This is a genomic window from Microbacterium barkeri (assembly GCF_027921765.1).
GTDB classification, from domain to species: domain Bacteria; phylum Actinomycetota; class Actinomycetes; order Actinomycetales; family Microbacteriaceae; genus Microbacterium; species Microbacterium barkeri.
In genome coordinates, this window is the sequence record NZ_BSEJ01000002.1 from 234,655 (window position 1) to 255,460 (window position 20,806).

At 65.8% G+C, this 20,806-nt stretch carries 17 protein-coding genes; 3 read left to right on the forward strand and 14 right to left on the reverse strand.

Annotated elements, in window-relative coordinates; all coding sequences use genetic code 11:
• Nucleotides 1–9: 9 nt before the first annotated feature.
• Nucleotides 10–1,107 carry a glycosyltransferase gene (locus PKE79_RS04260; RefSeq protein ID WP_271172412.1) on the reverse strand — a complete coding sequence of 366 codons (1,098 nt, stop codon included), beginning with the start codon at nucleotides 1,105–1,107 and terminating at the stop codon, nucleotides 10–12.
• Nucleotides 1,108–1,262: 155 nt separating this feature from the next.
• Between PKE79_RS04260 and PKE79_RS04265 the strand changes: the two genes are divergently transcribed.
• Nucleotides 1,263–2,639: a hypothetical protein gene (locus PKE79_RS04265; RefSeq protein WP_271172413.1), complete on the forward strand. Its 1,377-nt coding sequence runs from the start codon at nucleotides 1,263–1,265 to the stop codon at nucleotides 2,637–2,639.
• Here PKE79_RS04265 and PKE79_RS04270 read toward each other — a convergent pair.
• From PKE79_RS04270 to PKE79_RS04315, 10 genes are all read right to left on the reverse strand, one after another.
• Entirely contained in the window at nucleotides 2,619–4,403 is a 1,785-nt protein-coding gene (locus tag PKE79_RS04270) for a DUF4012 domain-containing protein (RefSeq protein ID WP_271172414.1), read from the reverse strand. The two genes, PKE79_RS04265 and PKE79_RS04270, sit on opposite strands and share 21 nt — an antisense overlap.
• A 446-nt stretch (nucleotides 4,404–4,849) precedes the next feature.
• Nucleotides 4,850–5,077 (reverse strand): leucine zipper domain-containing protein, encoded by a 228-nt coding sequence (locus PKE79_RS04275; RefSeq protein WP_271172415.1) that lies wholly within the window; start codon nucleotides 5,075–5,077, stop codon nucleotides 4,850–4,852.
• A 96-nt stretch (nucleotides 5,078–5,173) separates the two neighbouring features.
• Complete coding sequence (locus PKE79_RS04280; RefSeq protein WP_271172416.1) at nucleotides 5,174–7,282, reverse strand: acyltransferase family protein; 2,109 nt, start codon at nucleotides 7,280–7,282, stop codon at nucleotides 5,174–5,176.
• 191 nt (nucleotides 7,283–7,473) lie between these two features.
• Nucleotides 7,474–7,956, reverse strand: coding sequence for an acyltransferase family protein (locus PKE79_RS04285; protein ID WP_271172417.1), 483 nt, complete (start codon nucleotides 7,954–7,956; stop codon nucleotides 7,474–7,476).
• Between the two features lie 131 nt (nucleotides 7,957–8,087).
• Nucleotides 8,088–8,489 (reverse strand): acyltransferase family protein, encoded by a 402-nt coding sequence (locus PKE79_RS04290; RefSeq protein WP_271172418.1) that lies wholly within the window; start codon nucleotides 8,487–8,489, stop codon nucleotides 8,088–8,090.
• A gap of 81 nt (nucleotides 8,490–8,570) precedes the next feature.
• On the reverse strand, nucleotides 8,571–9,977 hold the full coding sequence (locus PKE79_RS04295) for a Coenzyme F420 hydrogenase/dehydrogenase, beta subunit C-terminal domain (protein WP_271172419.1): 1,407 nt from the start codon (nucleotides 9,975–9,977) through the stop codon (nucleotides 8,571–8,573).
• A 127-nt stretch (nucleotides 9,978–10,104) separates the two neighbouring features.
• On the reverse strand, nucleotides 10,105–11,301 hold the full coding sequence (locus PKE79_RS04300) for a polysaccharide pyruvyl transferase family protein (RefSeq protein WP_271172420.1): 1,197 nt from the start codon (nucleotides 11,299–11,301) through the stop codon (nucleotides 10,105–10,107).
• Nucleotides 11,291–12,274, reverse strand: a complete 984-nt coding sequence (locus tag PKE79_RS04305) for a glycosyltransferase (RefSeq protein ID WP_271172421.1) — start codon at nucleotides 12,272–12,274, stop codon at nucleotides 11,291–11,293. Before PKE79_RS04305 ends, PKE79_RS04300 begins: the two co-directional genes overlap by 11 nt.
• Before the next feature lie 212 nt (nucleotides 12,275–12,486).
• A complete protein-coding gene (locus PKE79_RS04310) occupies nucleotides 12,487–13,950 on the reverse strand; it encodes a lipopolysaccharide biosynthesis protein (RefSeq protein WP_271172422.1) in 1,464 nt (487 codons plus the stop codon).
• 272 nt (nucleotides 13,951–14,222) lie between these two features.
• Nucleotides 14,223–16,214, reverse strand: a complete 1,992-nt coding sequence (locus PKE79_RS04315) for a glycosyltransferase family A protein (RefSeq protein ID WP_271172423.1) — start codon at nucleotides 16,212–16,214, stop codon at nucleotides 14,223–14,225.
• Between the two features lie 218 nt (nucleotides 16,215–16,432).
• Here PKE79_RS04315 and PKE79_RS04320 point away from each other — a divergent pair, with 218 nt between their 5' ends.
• Nucleotides 16,433–17,305: a glycosyltransferase family A protein gene (locus tag PKE79_RS04320; RefSeq protein ID WP_271172424.1), complete on the forward strand. Its 873-nt coding sequence runs from the start codon at nucleotides 16,433–16,435 to the stop codon at nucleotides 17,303–17,305.
• A 22-nt stretch (nucleotides 17,306–17,327) separates the two neighbouring features.
• Here the strand turns inward: PKE79_RS04320 and PKE79_RS04325 are convergent, their stop codons facing one another.
• Genes PKE79_RS04325 through PKE79_RS04335 form a run of 3 tightly spaced genes read right to left on the reverse strand, consistent with a single transcriptional unit; the run spans nucleotide 17,328 to nucleotide 20,570 of the window.
• Nucleotides 17,328–18,593 (reverse strand): O-antigen ligase family protein, encoded by a 1,266-nt coding sequence (locus PKE79_RS04325; RefSeq protein ID WP_271172425.1) that lies wholly within the window; start codon nucleotides 18,591–18,593, stop codon nucleotides 17,328–17,330.
• A 23-nt stretch (nucleotides 18,594–18,616) separates the two neighbouring features.
• Entirely contained in the window at nucleotides 18,617–19,591 is a 975-nt protein-coding gene (locus tag PKE79_RS04330) for a glycosyltransferase family protein (RefSeq protein WP_271172426.1), read from the reverse strand.
• Complete coding sequence (locus tag PKE79_RS04335) at nucleotides 19,578–20,570, reverse strand: glycosyltransferase (RefSeq protein ID WP_271172427.1); 993 nt, start codon at nucleotides 20,568–20,570, stop codon at nucleotides 19,578–19,580. Before PKE79_RS04335 ends, PKE79_RS04330 begins: the two co-directional genes overlap by 14 nt.
• Before the next feature lie 140 nt (nucleotides 20,571–20,710).
• Between PKE79_RS04335 and PKE79_RS04340 the strand changes: the two genes are divergently transcribed.
• Nucleotides 20,711–20,806 (forward strand): hypothetical protein (locus tag PKE79_RS04340; protein WP_271172443.1); only part of this gene is annotated, 96 nt, incomplete at its 3' end.

A 20,806-nucleotide genomic window follows, 5' to 3' on the forward strand; every position in this document is an offset into this window, starting at 1 on the left:
GCCCCTTCCTCACACGTTCCGCTCGACGAACCCCTGGATCTCGCGGGCGAAGACGTCTTCACCGAACCGCTGTGCGCGCACCCGGCACTCCGCCGGCGACGAGGCGAGCGCCTTGTCGACCGCCGCGCGCAGCTCCGACGGGGAGTCCCAGTCGTGCACGTGCGCCCCCGTGACGCCATCGAGCACCGACTCGACCGCTCCCCCGATGGCGTTCGCGAGCACGGGCGTGCCGGCCGCCATAGCCTCGACCGGGATGATCCCGAAGTCCTCGATGGGCGCGAAGACGAGCGCCGAGGCGCGCTGCAGGATGGCGGTCAGCAGCGGATTCGACGGATGGTGCACGAAGGTCACCGCGCCGGGGTACGTCTCGTCGGCGATCGTGCGGAGCCGGTCTTCGTCGGGCCCCGATCCGGCGAGCACGACCGGCAGTCCGGAAGCGCGGCCGGCGGCGATCGCCGCATCGAGGCGCTTGTACGGCACGAAGCGCGAGAACCCGAGGATGAACGAATCCGGCAGCGCGTCGAGTTGATCCTGCTCGGCCGCCGTCAGGTCGGGCTCCTCGCCGAAGCCGTGGACCGCGACGGGCGGGTAGATGACCTCCGACTCGCGCTCCCACGCGTCGGCGATCCGGTCGGCAATGAAGCGGCTGTTCGCCGCGATCGCGACAGGCTCCTGCGCGCGTTTGCGGTCCAGCGGCTTCAGCGCTGCCGACACCGCGCGGATGGGCAGGCTGTCGCCTCGTCCGTCGAGCTCGGGCACCCAGATATAGCGCGCCGGCGTGTGCGTGTAGACGAGCTTCGGCACGTCGCGTGCCGGGCCGCCGAAGCGCGCGTGGTGCGCGAACAGGTGCGTGCTCGCGAGCACCCAGTCGGCGTCGCGCTCAGGGAGGTGACGCCACACCGTCGGCATGAACGGAAGGGCGAGCGCCTTGCGCCCTCGCAGCGGCGTGCGTGCGAGGACGGTCTCGTGGACGGGCTGCAGCCGGTCGCCGGCATCATTCCACAGGCACCAGCGCTCCGCCTCGGGGAAGACCTGCGCGATGGCCTCGAACACGTTCTCCGACCCGCCTGCGGGCGAGAGCCACTCGTGCACGATCAGACCACTCACCGGTGTCTCCTTATTGAAGCTGTGGTCTCGATCCTATGGGCCGACGTCTGAGCGGATGCCTGAGGCAGCGGATGGCGCGCCGCGCGGGCAGGATGGGAGCGGCAGCACGTATCGGCGAGCGCTTCTCCTGCCCGGGCAGGTAGGTTCGGAGAGAAGTGCACGACGACCTGCACGCAGAACATCCTCAGTTCGAAGGCCCTCCACCCATGCGCACAGTCCGAGCTGCTCTTTCCGGATCCATAGGGGCCTGGCGCTGGATCCTCGCGGTTGCGGGGCTGTTCGTCGGGCTTCAGGCTCTGTTCCTGCTGCTCCTCGTGCTCGCGCACTCGATCCCCGCGGTGTTCATCTACAGCGAGCTCGCAACCGACATCGCCGACGGGCTCTGGACGACCGCCGACCACCCGTCTGACGGGATCTCGCACCGCGGGCTCTCAGACGCGTACACGGACTGCATCGTCCTGACAGCGGGGCTCTCCTCTCACACGGCGACCGCAATCGATCCTCTCTGGTCGGCACTGACCTTCCCACACCTCGGCAGCTGCGAGCCGGCAGTGGCGGGTGTTAAGGCGCTAAGCACGGGCGGCATACCGGCCATCGAGGGAACGTACGGGCGGTACTGGGGCGGGTTCGCCGTGCTGACGCGGCCGCTTCTCGCCCTCGGGGGGATTGGCGCAGTGCGGATAGCCGCGGTGCTGCTCGTGGGCGCCGCGGTCGCCATTCTGCTCGTCGTCGCACGTCGACGGATCGGAATCCTCCCCGCGATCGCGTTGCTGACTCCGGTTCTCGTGTCGACGAACTTCATGACGCAGTCAACGACCGGCTTCTCGCATCTCATCGAGTTCTCGATCGCCCTGCTCGGTGGTGCACTCGGGTTCACCGTCGGCGCGCGAAGCTCTTGGACGATCGCTGCCGGAGGCATGGTCGCGGGCGCCTTGTTCGTCTTCGTCGATTTCCTTCACAATCCGCCGATCGCGTGGATGCTCTTCGTCTTCGGCGCCGTTGCAGTGCGCCTGGAGTCCCATCCAAGCTCGCGTCGCAGCGGAGCGAAAGCTCTCATCGCTGCGACAGTCAGCTGGCTTGCCGGCTACGGTGCGACCTGGGCCGCGCGGTGGATGATCGGTCTCGCAAGCGGGGCGGTGGCGTGGGACGAGCTCTCGGGCAAGGTCAGCCGCTGGACCAGCGGGACGGACGACGCCATTGATCTGCCGAGCGGCCCCGGCGCCGCAACCAAGATCAATGCGGGGTTCTGGCTCGACGTTCCGACCGCGTTACCTGTCGCGCTCGCGGTTCTGGGTCTTCTCGCCTGGGCTGTCGTCACGCTAGTGCGCACGCACGATCGCTTGGCTGCACGGCGGATGGCACTGCTAGCTGCGCCTGCACTCCTGGCCATCGTGTGGCTGGAGGCGCTGTCGGGCCACTCCACGTGGCATGCATTCTTCGTCTACCGTGCGCTACCCATGGCGGCCGGAGTGGTCGCGGCGAGCGCCGTCATGACGGCGCTCGCCCGCCGCTTACTCGCAGCCCGGAGTTGAGGTCTCGACCGGCACCTTCTTGACAAGAGGCGTGTGCACGACGTCGAGTGGCCCGTACTCCTGCCCCTCGGCCCCGGCGAAGGTGACCTCGATCGTATGAGACGTAGCTGGCTGGTTCTCGATCAGCACTCGGACCGCGGGCCGTCCCTCGTCCATCGTCCCGGCAACTGGCACGTAGTCCTGGCCGTCGACCTTCGCGGACACGTACGTACCGCCGACCGGGCCGTAGAAGACCAGGTCCGTGGCTTTCACACCGCGGTCGTAGTAGCGCCCCGTCGAGATATACGCAGGCAGACCCGCGACCTCACCCGGCTGCAACGTGTAGTTGTAGGTCGCTTTCGTCGTAAAGGTAGGCGCCTCCTCCGTCTCGCAGACGTCGCTTGCCGCTTCAATGCTCATATCGGCGTAGTAGTCGAGCTTGCCCTCTGTGGTGTCGTTCACGAACACGGCCAGCGCAGTCGCGTCCTCGTTGTCGGCGGGCAGTGGGTTCGAGAGGGTCGTGCCCTGCACTGCCTTTGATTCGACAGGGTCGGTCGAGGCGAAGTAGATGCGCCCCTCCGCTCCGGCTTTGCCGAACGCCTGGGCGAGCTTCACGATGTCGGCCGAACCACTTGTGATCTTGTCGAAGACGCCGCCTGCAGCGGCAGCAAAGTACGCATCCTGCGCAGCGAAGTCCTCGCGGCTCTGGTTGGGATACTTAAAGTAGACGCCATTGAGCAACAGCTGCACCGCGTTCTCCGACGTCAATTGCTCTCCGTCAGGAAGGCCCACGCTTCCGGTCGCCTTGAGGATGTAGCTCAACGCAACGGGGTCGAGCGAGAGCACGCCCACGCCAGGATCGCCGTATTTTTCTTGCCAGAACGCCTGCACGAGTCGCGCCGTCTCGTCAAAGCTCGGCGACATCGTCGTATCCTGGATGAACTTTCCGACGCGCGTCCCGTACAGAGCCTCCGTCCCCGGATCGAGGTCGACAATCGGCTCGGGCCGGTCATTGTTGAAATTAGTCGATGCCGCCTGCTGCGAGATCGAGATGCGCCCCTGATCCGCCGTGAGCATCATCAGCGAAGCTGGGTTTCCGCCAGTAGTCCGAGCTTCAGCGTTGTTCTGGACGATAACGATGTACTTGCGAGGACCGTCAGCCCCGAGCATCGTCGGGAGATGCGGCATGAGATCATCGAGCCGTACAAGCGTCGGCCACAGCGCGCCGACAGCACCCGTGAGCTGACCGACCGCCGACTCGACAGGTGGGAGAAGAGTGGCCGTATCGATCGCCGAGAGGTCGATCTGCACCTTCTCTGTGGCGACAGCCGCTTGCGAGATCGGCTCGGCGAGCGAGCGGACGGCGTCGAGGTTGACCGCGCCGTCCTTCGGCCCGATCGCGGTGACATCCACCCCCGCGAAGGGCCTGAGGGCCTCGCGCACCAGGTCATCCGCCGCTGCGGCCGCGAGCCGCACCGACTGGATGTCGTCGCCGACCACGGGAAGCCACTCCACACCGCGCCAGAGGATGTGGCCCGTGCTCGTGCGCGCGGCCTGCGTCTTCTCGGCGACCTCACCCACGAGCGCCTGAGCACCCGCGGTGTCGCCCGAGGCGACCTTGTCCTGCACCTGTCCCGCGAGCGGGATGACATCTTCCAGGGCGTTCTTCGCCATGAACGCGCTCACGCCGAGCACGGCAAGATACGCGAGCACGAAGATCGGAATCCCCCACCCGAGCCAACGTCGGAGGAGCTTCCTGCGACGCGACGCCTTCTGTCTGGGCACCGGGGTGGCGTCGGTGCGAGACGACTCGCTTTGATTCCTCGGGCTCATGGTGTTGCGCGACTCCTGGGCTCGGCCGGAGACCACGACCCACCGGTTCGTGGATGTCGTGGTCTGGTCTGCCCAGCATAGTTCGCGGGCCTAGGGCCGACCTGCGCGAACGCCCGGCGGACATATAGCTCTAGTGCACGGGGACGTTGATTGATCGGGTTGAAGTGATGTGACGAGAACTTCCCGGCGGACTTCTACCGCATCCGCTCGAACCAGGAGGTTCGCGTGTCTCACGCCAACGCGGCGCGCACCTTGCGCCGAAGGCTCATCGATTCGGGAGAGCCGGTTCAGTCGACAGCGCTTCAGCACTGCGTGGAGGGTCGAGGCCGGCATCCGACGCGTTCGGCGATCTGAACCGGCCCCAAAGCGCTTGCGGATCCGCAGGTGCACGATCTTCTTCACACGGTGCGTCGGGCTCTTGTTCGGATGCGCATCCGGGTGTGCGGGGACCGGTCGGCCATCACCGCCTCACCGAGCTCGACGCAGCGTCGCGCCCACTCCGCGGCCGTCGGCCAGGACACACAGAAGTAGTCCGCTGCCGCGGCGACCGTCCACTCCTCGTCGACGATCTTCTGGGCAAGGCGGAGCCTTTGGCGCGGGGTGAGCGCCGCGTTAGCGTGAGACACGAGAATCTCCTGGTTCGAGCGGACGCGGTAGAAGTCCTCCGGGAAGTTCTCGTCCCATCACGGCAACCAGATCGAACATCGTCCCGTGCACTACTGTCAGCGGACCTCGAGGCCGGCTTCGGCAAGCACGTCGCGCAGGTGCTCCGTCATCGTCTCGACGTAGGTCGCGGTGACATGCGACCCCTGACGGTAGATGAGCGCATTGCCGATGACCGCGGGGCAGCTCTGTGCAGTCGACGGCGGACAGATGACGTCGGTCATGTCGATCATGGTCGGCGCCTGCGAATCGGCAGCACTCCGCGTCCCGGCAGGCTCCGCGGCCGACGTGCCCGGTTCGAGAACGGTTCCCCCGAGCTGCTCGACCGCGGCACGTTGCGTGCCCACCGCGCTCAACTCGAGAGCGGGAGCAAGCGCGAACCCGCATCCCAGTACGTCGTCCGAGTGTTCAGCAACGCACTGGTACACGGCGAAAGGCGGGTGCGGGGTGTCGGCGATGACGATCACGTCGCTGCCGAGTTCTTCGATGTGGGCCAGCTTCGCCGCGAGGCCTTCCGCCATCACACGTCGGGCTTCCGCCTCCGTGCCGTTCACATGGGCGCGAGCACTCGCCATGGAGGTGAGCACGACGTCAGGCCGAAGCTCCGCCAACTCGCGATCGACGTTGTCATTCCATTCGTCGCAGGAAGGATAAGCGCCTCCGCTCTTCCGTGCAGGCGCGTCGGACAACGAGCAAGCCGACTTGGTGATCACGTCGACCCGATAGCCTTCGTCCTTCCCAATGAGATCGATGGCGGGAAGCCACTGGTTCGCTTTCGAATCGCCGACGATGGCGATCGTACGATCAGCCTCGGTGTCGCCGTACGTACAACGCAGCACCTCTGCGGAGAACTGATCCTGCTGACAGCCGTCAGCGTATAGCCGCGGGACGTCTTCCGTCGCCTTGTTCGGTGCGGGGAGTACCCAAGCCGGCTCCACCATCAGCTCACTGCTCGCTGATTCCGTGGGCACAGGTCCCAGAACGGCCGCGCCCTGTGGCACAGCGCCCTCTGGTGCCCGCAGCGAGCCGTCCGACGATGACCACGACAATATTAGGCCCAGGACCACAGACGCCGCCCCCATGACCAGCCCGAGAGACAGGCCGTTGCGCGAACGGCCTCTCGCCCACGTCGAGAAGCGGATCGGGTTCTCAAAGAACCGCACGGACAGCCAGGCGAGCAAGACCGAAAGCGTGGCGCACGCCAGCGCGACAGCGACACTGTTGCGCTCAAACACGTAGCCCGCGATGACGATGATCGGCCAGTGCCAGAGGTAGAGCGAATAGGAGATCCCGCCGACCCATACGAGCGGTTTCACGCAGACGATCTTTTCGACCACCGTGCCCGCTCCGCCGAACGCGATCGCCATCGCCGTCCCCAAGACGGGGAGAAGTGTCAGGGGGCCTGGCCAGTCCGCCTCGCCCGTGACGACGACGAGCGCGATCAGGATGAGTGCGATGCCCGCGGCGTATCCGAACCCCGCCACGACTCCCGTTACGCGAGACAGCACCGGAGCGGCAGCCGCCACGGTGGCGCCCACCGCAAGCTCCCACAGACGGGTGAGGGTCGAGAAATACGCGGTCGCATCGCCGGCGGCGATGGCGAGGAGCGCTGCGCCGAACGAGAGCGTGATGACCATGCCGGCCGCACAGACGACCATTACACGAGTGCGAAGCCGCAGCTTGGTCGCTGCCATCCCGGCAAGGATGATCAGCAACGGCCAGATGAGGTAGTACTGCTCCTCGACCGCGAGGGACCAGAAGTGCTGCACGGGCGAGGTGACTGCGTCCTCGGCGAGGTAGTCGACCGATCGGGCCGCGAAGACCCAATTGACGATGTACGCCGCGGCGCCCGCGATGTCAAAACCAATCTGTTGCCAGAGGTACCGGGGGACGAACAACACGGTAGCGGCCGCCGTCGCGACCAGGGTGAGGGTGGCTGCAGGGACAAGCCGGATCATGCGTCGGGCGTAGAACCGGGTGAGAGAGATCCGGCCGCGAGACGCCCATTCCCTGATCAGGTGCGAGGTGATCAGAAATCCCGAGATCACGAAGAAGATATCGACGCCAGCAAAGCCGCCTGGCAGCCAACCGGACCGGAGATGGTAGATGAGAACGGCGACGACGGCGATCGCTCGCAGTCCCTCGATGTCGGCCCGGAACCCGCGCACACGCACGTCCTTCGAGGCGTCCTTCCGCTGTGCTATGCGGACAATGACAGTCCCCGACAAACGATCCCCCACAATGCTCTGATCAGAGATACACCCCGATCAGTCGGGGAATACCGGCTCCGATCCGGCAGGAGCCTTCCATATTCTGCCTCACCTACCTGGACGCTTCCGGGAGAGGGACGCTTGTCACCTCACCTCTGACCCGGGCGCGAACGGAGGACGCCGGCCTGCACCCTTGGGCGAGCCGGGCGCAGCTGCCTCTCACACGGTTGCTCCACGAAAGTGTGCAGGGCCCAGGCAGCAACGAGGGTCAGGAAGTGTGCCATGGCGACGCTGACGACGGACGACAGCCCGAGCCGGGCTGCAACCGCGTCTGAGATCCACAGGGCAAGTCCGTGCAGGAGGTAGAAGCAGTACGACCACACCCCGAGCGTGACCAAGACAGGAGAGCGGAAAAGTCCCGTCGCCGATCTGAGGCCGGCAACGGCCAACGACAGCACGAGCAGGACGAAGGGGACCAGCGTCACGGCGTATCGACCAAGCGCTTCCGGGACGAAGGCATCCCCCACGACAGCGATCACCGCAAGCGGACCCGTCCACCACAGTGACAGCCGCCGCTTCCATCCGCGCGAGACGAGAGTGCCGAGTACGACGCCGATGATGAACTCCGGCAAGCGAACAGGGGAAAAACCACCGTCGCCCACTGGGCGGCCTGGGCAGACAGCATCAGACCGGACGACGCGACCCCGAGCGAGAGAAGACCGCTGAAAGCTCCGAGGGCCGCGAGCCCGCGCGTCGACATTCGTCACGTCACGACCCGAATGGCAGGGAAAGCGAGGTAGAAGAACGCTTCACAGGACAGCGACCAGAAGATCGCCTGTGCCGCGAAATCGACCGCCTTGTCCGGAACCCACGACTGCAACAGCGTGAAGGCTGCGAAGTCGGTAACCTCGAGGCCTCCGCGGAGTGCATGCCAGGTGATCACGAGAACGCAGGCGATGAAGGAGGCGGGGTAGATTCGCGCGAACCTCTTGCGGTAGTACGTCCGAGCGGTCTCACCCTCCCGATCGGTCCGCGCCATCACGAAGCCGCTCAAAAGGGAGAAGAGCGATACGCCGACCATTCCGGACGAGACCACGTCGTCGAAACGGCTGCTGCTGTGGTGCCAGAACATCAGGAACGCCGCAATGGCCCTGACACCCGTCAATGAATCCAGGCGGACTCAGTCAGACGCGACCATCAGGGAGACCCCGCGCGCCGGTTCATCGACGCTCCTCGGCAGAGGCGCTCACCGCGCGCCCTGCCCGCGACGGAGCCTGCGCACGAGGTTCTGCAGCCGTCGCCGCATGCCGGCAAACGGCTTCTTCGACAGCCGGTCGTGCTTGCTCAGTTCCGGTCGCAACCGTTCCAGGTAGGTCTCGATCCTCCCGGATGCGAGCGCAGCGCGGAATGCGCCGAAGCTGAGCGCAGAGATCCGTCTGCGCTGCCGGATCAGCTTCACCCGCCGACGGGTGACGTGGGCGAGCCCCGGAGAGACCCGCTTCCTCGGCACAGACAGGCCGGCCCTGATGTCGTCGTGGAGGCGCACGGCCAGGCCATCCCGGCGATGGCGGTAGTTCCCTGCTTGCGAGGCAACGGCCGCCGCGACATCGATCTCGTCGAGCTGGATCTCTCCCTCGCGCTGTCCGGCGCGCAACAGCTCGTCGATCTGCTCGTTCCTGCTGACCAGCACGTTGTTTCCCCGCCAGTCCTTCGAGTATTGCGGGAGCCAGGCGTCCCCGAAGACAACGTCGGCGGTCTCCGCGAAGATGTCATCGCAGAAGTTGCAGCCTTCCGGCTGGAACACCGCGTGTCCCCAGCTCCCACCGAGAAGCTTCGCGACCTCGTGCTGAAGCACGGTCGTCGGGTCGTCAGCGGAGGAGACTGCCATGTCATAACGGCTGGCAGGGCGTTCGGGGTTCTTCACACGGAAGTCGACCGACGCGAGTTGCTCCGGCGGAACCCCGATCTGCCAGGCCAAGGACTCTGCAAAGAAGCGCGTCTTGAGATGTCCGCACACGAGGCCGACATAGTACGCGAACTGCTCAGCAAGCGCTGGATTCTGGAGGGCGAGCAGGCGCGCGGCCTTGATGAAACAGGGGATCCCGACGATCGCGTACCGCTTCCCGTTCCCCTGGATCTCTTGAACCAGTTCCGCGAGGGTCACCGCGTAGTACTTGCTCTTCCGGCGCCCGTCGGCTTCCGCAAGCGAGTGAGAGACGTTGTAGGAGAAGAGGCCGTCAGGGCCACCGTCGCCGACGTGAAGGATGCCATCCACAAGGCCTTCCTTGAGGAGCCGTCCGACGATCCAGGAGGTCAGGCCGCCCGAGCTGCTCTCGAGCAGCGCAGACTCATCGACTCGCCGCCCGGCGGCAACGAGCGAGTATCGCCCGATCCTGTGGTCGTGCGAGAGTCGACGCCCCCAGTCGGTCGGTGCATCCAGCTGGTCTTCGTCGGGCGCGTTATCCGAAAAGGGACACACCTGATCCCCCCGAGCGATGTCCGCCGGGGAAACGCCCTCAAGGTCCGCCTGACGCATGCCAATCGAGGTGAAGCGAACGACCACGCGACCGGAGGTAGCGACGCTGCACGCTCCGCAGCCGACGCACATCCCCCGTGCGACAACGTCCTCGATAGTGTGAGTGCTCTCGGCCACCGACATCCCCCTCGCTTCCAGTGCGACGGCTGCTCAACAGCGCCGCCCTGATCGAGCTCTCCCGTTCCGCGTCGGGAAGCGCGAGAACCCCGTCGGACACGCTAGCACTCGTCGCCGCCTGCCTCTCTCAGTGATGGGCGGCCGTTGGCATCCCCTCGAAGTTGCGCTCCGCCAACTCAATGGCGCGCGGCAACCAACGCGCGATACGCGCACGGGCGTCGTCCCGCTCGGTGAGAAGCCGGGTCACGGCCGCGAGGAGGCCTCCCTCAGGAATGGCGCTTGGAGCCACCAGCAGGTCCGAGATATCGAAGAGCTCCATCAGCCCTTCCACCTTGCCCTGGGTCGCGACGACGACCGCCGGCACCCCTTGGCGCAGCGACATCACGGAGAGATGCATCCGCCCAGTGACGACGAATTCGGCGCCAGCCGCGAGTGCGCGAACCTGTGCGGGCTCTAGTTCCTCGGTTATGAGGAGTGACCTTTCGCGCGCTTGCGGGCTGAGGCGTTCATGGATGAGCGCAAGCTGCGCGGGGTCACCCTCCGCGCGCACGACGTGCGGCAGGAGCACCGTGCCGATCCCCTGCTCATGAAGCCGTTCGATGACTGATACATAAGCGGCGGTCTGGTCGACAGAGCGCGCCACTAGTCCGCTGGCGTTGATGACCGCATACGGACCGCCACCTGGCACGACGGGAGCGTCACTCAGAGAAGAGGAGGTGAACACGATGTCCGCCACGTCCGTGACATTGCTCATCCCTGCGGCGCGAAGTCGTGCGCTCGATGAACCGTCACGAGCGAGGAGACGGACCCCGTGCTCTGACGCCGCCCGAAGCTCGCTTTCGGCGGCGGCATCCGGTTGTCCGTTCCAGGAGAAGCCGAGGATGCGCACGTCGAGGCCTGCTGCGGCGGCTCGCGCGGCGATCAGGGAGCGCCGAGTGGAGGCCTTCGCGTTGTAAGCGCCATCCATGATGTCCGCGCCGACGATAGAGAGGTTCGTGGCGCTGTTCAGTACACGGGCGAGCTTGACGATGTCGAGGACAGCCTTCAGAGAGGAGCCGTAGATCAACCGGGGAAGGCTCACCACCTTCGCGTTAGCGGGAAGCGTCCGGTAGTCATCCGGATGCCGCGTGATCACGGTGAACTCTTCTCCGACGGCGGCAGCGAACGCCTCGAGCATGGCGGCATCGCCGATGTTGCCACGGCCTGGTGCCGCGAGGAGAACGTGTATCTTGCGTGCCGCGTGCCTTCGGTCGCTCCGACGGAGCAGGAGGCCGAGCAGAAACCTCATCCGCGCGAGCGAGTCCCGGCCGTCTTTAGTCACCACGTGCGGAGCCTTTCATGTCTGAACTTTTGACGTCCTGGTTATCGTTTCCGCCGCCGAGCACATGCCGGTAGACGGCGAGGTGTGCTGCCCGTACCCGCTCCCAGTCCCGGGCTTCGAGGCGAGGAGGCGGCGGATCCTCTTCGCGGCGCACACGTTCCAACGCCGTGAGAAGTGCGTCCGCCTTCAGCGGAGGAGAGAACAGGTGCACCCAGTGATCGCCGACCTCTTCGCGCAACGCGCGCGTCGTCGTTGTATCGGGCACCAGGATCGGCGTATCGAGCGAGAGAGCCACGAGCGCCGCGCCGGAGCTGTGTAGTTCACGATAGGGAAGGACGGTCAGCTCCGAGGACGTGATCTCCTTGACCAAGTCGGCGTCCGGCACGAACTCGAGACGATGCGATATCCGAACGTCCTCTTCCGCCGCATCCGTGATCTGCTTGGCCAGCTCATGATCGAGCGGGCGGCCGACGATCCGCAGGGAGAGATCTTGCCGGTCGATGCCTCGGAAAAGGCGGACGAGCAAATCGACGCCCTTATACGGGCGCACCAGCCCGAAAAACGTGATCCGTCCGGGCCTACGCTCCCCTCGAGGCAGCCGACCGAACGGCTCGCGGTAGCTCCCGTGCGGGATCAGCATCGTGGGGAGGGCGGTGTCGCGGTCGGGCTCAGGGACGAGATGGATCTCGTATTGAGTGAGCTTCTCGAATCTGCGGATCGTCCCGTTCCCCGAAAGCGTCCCCTGAGAGTCATGCGGCTCGATGTTGTGCAGCGTGCGCACGACCGGCGTACGGGTCAGCCAGAGCCGGATCAGCAGGGCCTGGGCGCGCAGCCAGAGCATTCTGGCTTTGCGGCCTCCGCCTCGTCCGACGAAAACCTCCGGCCAGTGCAGGTGGAAGATGTCGTAGCGCCCGAACAGGGCATGCCGCCAGCTGAAGAAGCAGACCTCGACGTCATCGCCCCCCACTGCCGCCATGTGCGTTGAGTATCGGGTCTCCCCCGTAGGCGCCACCATCGAATGCAACACGCGAACGCGGTCGCGTCTCTTTCGTCTCACATCATCCTTCCGGGCTGCACAGATGTCGTCTTCCAGCCGCAGAGAGCTGCGCTCTGTTTCTCGGCCGGCCGAAGGGTCCGCGCTCGGCGGTCCAGCCTACTCGATCCGGTCCTGCTCCCTGTCCGTCCTTCTCAGGACCGTCCGCGTCGAAAACGCGCGGGTAGCAGCGAGACCAGTGCGCCGAGGTCGGCGCGATAACGCGGCAGCACCACCGCAGCGAGTGCCACGATCGCCAAGAAGGCCAGCACCGCGGCCACGAACGAGAGCATCACTCCACCCAGCCCGACATAGACCAGGTGTGCCGAAAGCCCCGCCAAGCCGTAGATGAGCATCGCCCTCACCCCGTTGCCGAACATGCGCAGTGCGGGCGCTTCGGCGAGCTTCGCCACCCACAGCAGCCCGAGCGGCCAGACGACGAGATTGCCGAGCGCATACCCCCAGGCGACCCCGTGAAGCCCGAAGAACGAGCCCACGATGACCGCACCGATGATGATCGGGCGCGAGCAGAGCGCCCAGTAGAGCTGCGACTTGGTCCTCCCCCTGGCGAGAAACACCCAGTAGCTCGCGCTTGAAGCGGTCTGCGCCACGCCGGCAAGCGCGAGGATCTGGAAGATCGGCACGGTCGCCCCCCACCCCTCGCCCAGGATGAGCGAGATCAGCGGCTCGGCGAGAGCGGCGACGAGTGCGAAGCCCGCGACCACGGGCTGGAGGAGAATGGACTGCGCGGTGAGCAGGTATCTGTCAAAGCGGTTCTTCTCCTCCTGAAGTCGCGAGAGCACAGGAAGGGCCACACGCGTCGCCGGGGCGTTGATCTGATTGAGCGGGACCAGCAGGATCTGGAACGCCCGGTTGTACAACCCGAGCTCCGTGGCCCCCAAGCGCGCGCCGATGACAACGGAGTCGATGTTCTTGCTTGCATAGGTCACGAGCTGCGCGAGCACCAGGAACCCCCCGAAGCGCAGGAAGCCACGCATGTCGTGTCCGCGTCGATAGCGCGAAGGCGTCCAACGAGCGGCAACCGCCACGACGACGAAAGCGAAGAACGCTCCGCTGATCTGCTGCACGGCGAGCGCCCAGTACCCGACACCCATCGATGCGGCGCCGATCGCCGCGAGGAGGCTCAACGCAGGAGCCAAGGTATCCGCCGCGGAGATCACCCCGAATTTCAGGTCACGGCTCAGCTGCGCCCGAAGCTGGGTCCCTACGCCGTTGATGACGAAGACGACCGAGATCACCTGCGTCAGGAGCGTGAGGCGTTCCTCGCCGTAGAACATCGCGATCGGCCAGGATGCCCCGAAAGCAAGCAGCGCGAGCAATACGCCGATCCCGGTGTTGATCCAGAACAGATTCGACTTCTGCTGATGGCTGAGGCTCGGAGCCTGGACAGCGGCTTGTGTCAATCCGAAGTCACGGAAGACCTCAGCGACGCCGACGATGGCCAGCACCATGGCCACCAAACCGAAGTCGCTCGGAGCGAGGAGCCTCGACAGGATGACGACGGACAGCAACTGGACGAGGATTCGGACGGCCTGACCGCCCATCGTGAAAATCACCCCGCGAGACGCGGCTCTCCCGAGCCCGGAGCCGCCGGTCACCGTGCCACCTCAGCGTCCATCGGGTCCCGCTCGCCGGACGCCGTCGCGAGCGAGCCATCATAACGAAGCTCGCGATGATCGGTGTGTGCGGCCTCGAGGCGGCCATGATCTCGCCCCATATGCACTCGTGCTCCTGCCGTTGTTCGACGGTGCGTTGTCGCACTCGATCGTGCCGTCATCCCACTGTCCGAGCGACGGGAGACCAGGTCAGCATAGGGCGACGATGAGAGTGACACCCGACAGCTTTCCCTGACACCGCCGCGTTTCGGCACCTAGCTGGCTTGCGCTCCGGTCTCCGGCATCTGATATCCGGACGGGTGGCGCCGGTTGCGGCGGTCGATGATGAATTGGCGGGGAGAATAGTTCCAGATAGCGCCGAGAAGATGCCCGATACGCCCCGCCTGCGAGCCGGCGGCCTTGCGACGAAGCCGGTGGATGTTTAGCCGCAGGTACCGACGATCGGACAGTGTGAGCGCTCCGCGGTGCTTCCGGAAGTAGAGCTCGACGCCGTCCGCCCGCCGTCGTCCATGTCCCGTCAGCTGCCCCTGGTCATGCTTTCGCTGCTCGACCGTACGATCGGCGAGGACAGCGTAGGTGCCGCCGTCTCGCAGGAACCGGAAGAAGAAGTCGGTGTCGTTCTTCACGGGCAGCCCTGTGTCGAAACCGCCCACCGCGCGGAAGGCCTCCGCGCGAACCAGGAAGTTGCTGCCGGTGATCCCAGGGTTACGTGCGACCACGTCGGCTGCCGTGCACCCCTCCTCGATCGCCGGCCCGGGGAACGTGTCCGTCGCGGAAAAGACGCGAATCCACGACACCGCCATGTCAGCGTCTCCGATCGCCCCGATGAGGTCGCCCAAGTGGTTCGGTGCCCACCGGTCGTCGTCATCGAGGAACGCGATGCCGGTGCCGTCGGCAACAGTTGCCCCGCGGTTCCGAGACCACGAAGCACCGGTACGGCCGGCTTCAGGTCCGAGGTAGCGAACGGGGACTGCACTATTGGCCGCGACACGATGGACAACCCGCTGAGTCTCCTCATCCTCGATGTCCGATACCACGATGATCTCGTGCGCGGGCGTCGTCTGCGAGACGACGCTCTGCAGCGCCTCCGCCAGGAACTCGGGGCGCGCGTGGGTCGGGATGACACAGCTCACTGATCGCGGCGACTCTCCGCGGCGGGCGACGTCCGTGGCGTGGCTCGGATCGCCAGCCGCCGGCCGCGCGCGGCTCGTCCAGGGCAGGCCCATAAGACGACGACGGGCGTGGGTGACCGCGGCCAGGACCGCATCCCTCCGCTCGGCGACGCACTCAGCGAGTGCGGTTCCCTGTGCAGAGTCGGTCACGAACTCTACAACTTCCCCGATCCCCGCCGGGGCGAGCGTCCGTGCGAGCTTGCCGTTCTCCTCCGTCGTCAGTCCCAGGGGGAGAGCGCCCTCGGTGACGCCTATGATCAGCGCGTGCAGTCTGTCGCTGACCACGTAGCGTGCATCACGATAGAGCCGACGCACGTCCTCCTCGTGCCGCCGGTGGCTCGCCCCGTCCCAGAGCCGCAGTTCCTCCGCATCCAACAGAGCGTGCAACTGCGTGGCTCGCTCGTTGTCCCGGACGACCTGGCTCAGAACGCAGATCCGCAGCCCTTCTCGGGCGCTGATCGTCTTCACCGCGGTGCACCACGCTTCACTGGGCATTGCGCGATCACCGCGCATGGAGACCACGAGAAGGCCCCGCGACGACTCCCCCGAGATCTCGCGCGAGAGCGCGAACGCCCAGTCAGGCAGCACACCGCCGCGTCCGATGGCGTTGCGGCTGTCCGCATCGCGCCAGCTCACGAAGCGGCAAACCCGCAACGTGGCCCGCAACGCGAGGTCCCCCCGGTACCGAGGAGAGCGGATCCCGAGACCGGCGTGGACCGCGCCGCCTCCACGCAGACGCGCGACGGATGACAGCACCAACTCCCGCCATCCCAGGTGGGCACGGCTGGGCTCGACGACGACTTCACCTGCGTTGAAGACGATCATCGTCCTGCGCTTCAGGCTGGTGAGCAGAGCCGCCCGACGCCATGCGCGCAAGGAGATGTATCGCACGTCGTCGTCGCGCACACCGACGCCCTCGACGTACGCGTCACCGTTCTTCCCGGTAAAGATGTGCAGGGTGCGCCCCGGACTCCGCAGGGCCTCAACAAGGCCGCGTCTGAGCACAGAGTCTCCGAGGTTGTCGTCTTGGCCGACAATCGAGACGAAGACGTCCGTGACCTCTTCACACCACACGCTTCACGGCCTCCCCCTGCTGACGCGTCCTGCGCGCTCGCGGCTCATCGTATGTCATCGCGTCCATATCACTTTCTCCGTGCCGTGCCACGCCATGGCGCGTTGAGACGGCATCAATCCGCGGCGGCCCCGCTTCACGCGTGCCGTCGGCCCGCGCCATGCTAGCGTTTCCCCTCGTCAATGCCCTGGACGAGTCGGTCCACCGGAGGAGGTCCACCTTGGCTGATTTCACCGTGAGTTGCATCATCCCGACCCACGGTCGTCCGGACTTCCTGCGCGAAGCGCTTGACTCCGTCCTCAGCCAAACGCTCCTGCCTGACGAGATCCTCGTCGTCAGCGACGACGGAAACGAGGAGTCCGCGGCCGTCGTCGCGTCCTTTTCCGGTGCCGCGATCCCGGTCTCCTACATCCGGAACGAAGAACGACCCGGAGCGTCCGGCTCGCGGAACGTCGGAGCCGCGCAGGCTACCGGCGAATGGCTCGCCTTCCTCGACGATGACGATCTCTGGCTCCCCGGGTATCTGCTCCACTCGCGCGAGCGCATCGAGGAAAGCGGCAAGGAGTGCGTGGTCACCTGGCTCGAGATGTTCCGGGACGGCCTGCGCGCACCGGGTCTGGAGATCAGACCGAACGTTCCCGCGAGCGATGCCGCGTCTCGTAACCCGGGCATCACCGGAAGCAACTTCGTCATCCACCGGGATGCCTTTGCAGCCATCGGCGGCTTCGACGGCAACTTCCGAGTGATGAACGACCTGGACTTCTTCTACCGTTACCTCCTGGCGGGGCGCTCATACGAGGTGAACGCTCGCCCCGAGGTCCTGCAGCGCAAGCACAGTTCGGGACAGCTGACACGAGCGACGGAGATGCGCGCAGCGGGCATCGACAAGTACATCTTGAAGCATCGAGGAACGATGCGGGCCCGGGATGTGCGGCAGCTGAAACTCGCCGCCCACCGCACCAGGTACCACGCCGCGGATTCCGCGGGAGGCAAGATCAAACACCTGCTGTTGGGTGCGGCGAACGCGTCGCCGTCCAACGTCGTCGAAAGTCTGGCGAACTGGAAGAAGCGCAAGCTCTGGCGCGAGAAGTAAGGATCGGCGTCCGTCCGCGGGATCAGCGAGGACGCAGATCCCGGCGAAGGAGCGCCCTCTCGCCAACTTCCTCCGCGATCGAGCGTGGCGTCATCGCCGGAGCGAACATCATCGCGAGCGTCAGCGCGAAGGGGACGGCGGATTGCGCGGCGTTCAGCAGGTTGTCGAAGGCGCCGTAGAAGACACAGGCAGCCCCGAGCAGTCCAGCCATCCACCGCACCGGGCCGACGTTCGCTCTGACGACCATCACGAGGAGCCCCCCGATCCCCAGTGCGAGGGCAAGGAACAGCGGCCATCCGACATCGACGAGCAGGCTGATGTAGGCGCTATGGGGTGAGACGAAGGAACGGGTGATGGTGGTGTTGCCGGACTGCTGACTCAGCTCGGTGGCGCCGCCCGGCCCGTATCCGACGAAGGGCCGCTCGGCAAGCCGCCCGAGGAAGTACGCCCATGCCTCCTCGCGCCCGGAGAGGGCAAGCGCTCCGTGGGCCTCCTGCGCCGCGCGCTTCAAGAGGTTGGGAAGGATGAGGAAGCTTCCCCCGACGACCCCCGCAACTCCCGAGACAAGGCCGGCCTTCCAGTAGGGAAGCTTGTAGCAGAGCGCCACGACAAGCGTCCCTCCGAAGATGATTCCCGCGGCGATGAGCGCTCCGCGCGTGCCGGTGAGGCCGCAGATGGCGGCGCTCAGCAGCGCCAGCCACAAGCCCGCCCTACGTCCCATGACCCACAGCCAGACACCGCCGACGACGCTGAAGATCGCCAGCGCCGCCAGGTGCGCTGGCGGCATGGCTGCGGCCAATCTGACCGCTCCGGTGTACTCGTGACGGAACAGGTTCCCCAGATTAACCAGGTGGATAACGGAACCGAGCATGACAGCGAACGGAGCGAGCAACGCGAGGCTGAGAGCTCGCGACGCTTGCGAGACGGGCCGCCAGTCGACGAAGAAGGCCAGCCAGGGGAACGCGTAACCCACCGCTCCACGGAGCAAGGTCGAGTCGAGGATCCCGTTGCCCCGATCATTGATGACGACCCCGACGAAGAAGGCCACCGTCACCGCACCGAGAATGACCCAGATCGGCCATGGAGGAAGTCGAAGTCCCAGGATCAGTGCGGCGATGGCGAGAAGCACGAGCACCGCGATCTTCTGAACCGTGGCCCCGTTCGCGCCCCCGAACAGCTTCTCGTAGACGCCCGTCCCCAGCGCGAGGGGCGCGAGCACAATGAGCGGCAGCAGGAAACCCCACGGTCCTGCGAGGAAGGACCGCAGCCGGGACAGCAGTTCAGACATCCGCAAGCCCAACGACTCGACGGTCAACTCGCGACCGCCGCGAGTGCGGCCAGCTGAGTCTGCTGAGTCTGCTCCAACTCCGCACGTCGAGCGATCATCCGCTGACGCAAGAGTTGCGCAGTCCTGACGGCCTCACGCACCTGCTTCTCGATGCTCAGAGCGTCGGGAGTCACGTAGAGCGCCGCATCAGCGAAGAACTCGCGCAGCACCGCGGTACTCGACGTCACGAGGGCCTTCCCCTCGCCGAGTGCTTCATATCCCACTCGCTGCATGGTGTCTTCCTGAGTGGTCAACGCCGCCATGACCGTGGCCGACTTCACCAGGCGCCGGTAGTCGTCCCTGCTCACGAACCCAGGAAAGACGACGTTCTCAGGTGCGCGGGTGACGACATGCTCCGGCGCACGGCCGGTCAGGACCCAGTTCACCTCCGGTGCTGCTTCGGCCGCGGTCAGCAGTGCGTCCACGGGTTCGTCGAACGAGTAGGCGAGCGGGACGAGCACGTACTCCCGTTCGAGTACTGTGGCCAGTTTCGGGTCGTCCGGCGCATCACTCACGACGATCGGCTCATCAATGATGTCGTGCAGCTCGAGGACGTCCACGCCGTACGCACGAGTCCGTTCGGCGAGAGCGGCGCCGGTGACGACCGCGCTTCCGCGACGCCGCAGGATGCGCATCGTCAACGCAAGCGCCCATTTCCACTTGGGGTTCGTGAAGACACCCGTGTGGAGGTCTCCGATGATCCGTACCGAGCGCGGAGTGCGGAACGCGACGCACAGCAGGGCCACGATGGGCGGCTGCATGACGATCACCGTCGAGGGACGCTCCCGTTTCAGCAGCCGCGCCGTCTCCCTCCACGCACGCAGATAACGCAGCGGGGCCGGGCCGGTGCCCCCCGTGATGAACTCGGAACGGATGCCCAGTGCCTTCGCGATCCCCGCGCTCCGACCATGAAAGCCGATCCAGCTCACGAAGAGAGCTCTTCTCTCAGCCAGTGACATCGCCGCTTCCGATCCTTGTGTTCATGGCGCGCTCAAACGCTCCAACGGACGGCGACTCGAGGTCGAGCCGCACGGCGAGCCCGCGTTGCTCCATCACGTCAGCGATGAAGCGCTGGTGATCGTCGACGTGCTCGTCATGCACCTCGGAGCGGACGGCGAGGACGGGCGCTTTCCCCAGTTCCAGGGCAGCCAGGATCGATCCCACGCCCGAGTGCGTCACGATGACGTCTGCCTCACGCATGCGGCGCTTCATCTCATCGCCGGGCATCTCCGTGGCGACGTGGCCGGGAAGGTCATCCCGACGGGTCTCACCGAGTTGCCACACAACATCGTCCTCAGGGCGAAGGAGCGAGAGCACCGCATCTACAGCACGGTCGAAGCGGTAGGGGCGAATGGTTCCGAGTGTGACGAAGACCTTGCGCCCGCCGGAACTCTTTCGCTCGTTCGGCTCTGCGCGGAAGCTGTCGAGGATCGTCCCCGAGTACTCCCACTTCCCGCCCGCCCAACTCGGATACTGCGTACGAAGCTGAATGCCGGGGACGCGCTGCATCATTCGCCCCGTCAAACTCGGTCCGGTCGACCGTGCCAGGCTCTCGATGTACGTCACCCTGGCGCCACGCAGTCGAGCCAGCGGCAGGGAGAAGAACGCGATGGCAGCACCCGTCGAGATCACGTGGTCGAACTTCTCGGCCCTACGAATCTTGTCGATCTCCAAGGCCGCTGCGAGCGCTCTTCGCCGGTCTCGCGGCGCGACGTAATCGACATATACATGCCTACGCCCGGCGAGAAGCGAACGGGTCTGTGGAACGTCGAACGTGACCCAGAGAGAGTCTTGATTGACGCCCAGAAGCCGCTCGATACGATGCGCCTGGGCAACGTGTCCGCCCGACGATGCTATCCATAACACCTTCGGCGCGTGGCCGAAGGTATCACGGAAATGCGGCCGCGCGGTCGCGTGGACACGAGTTACGTCGCTCATAATTTACCTGATCCTACCGCCAACTCAGCGATCCTCCGGGGAACAGCCTGAGAGCCAGCCGCTTCTTCGCAGCGCGCCCGTGGAATGATGATGGCGGACTTGAGGGTCTTCGTGACCATCGAATCGGAGGGACATCGTCCATGAAGTTGAGTGTGATCGGTTGCGGGTATCTGGGTGCGGTGCATGCGGCGGCGATGGCGTCGCTGGGGCACGAGGTCGTCGGGATCGATGTCGAT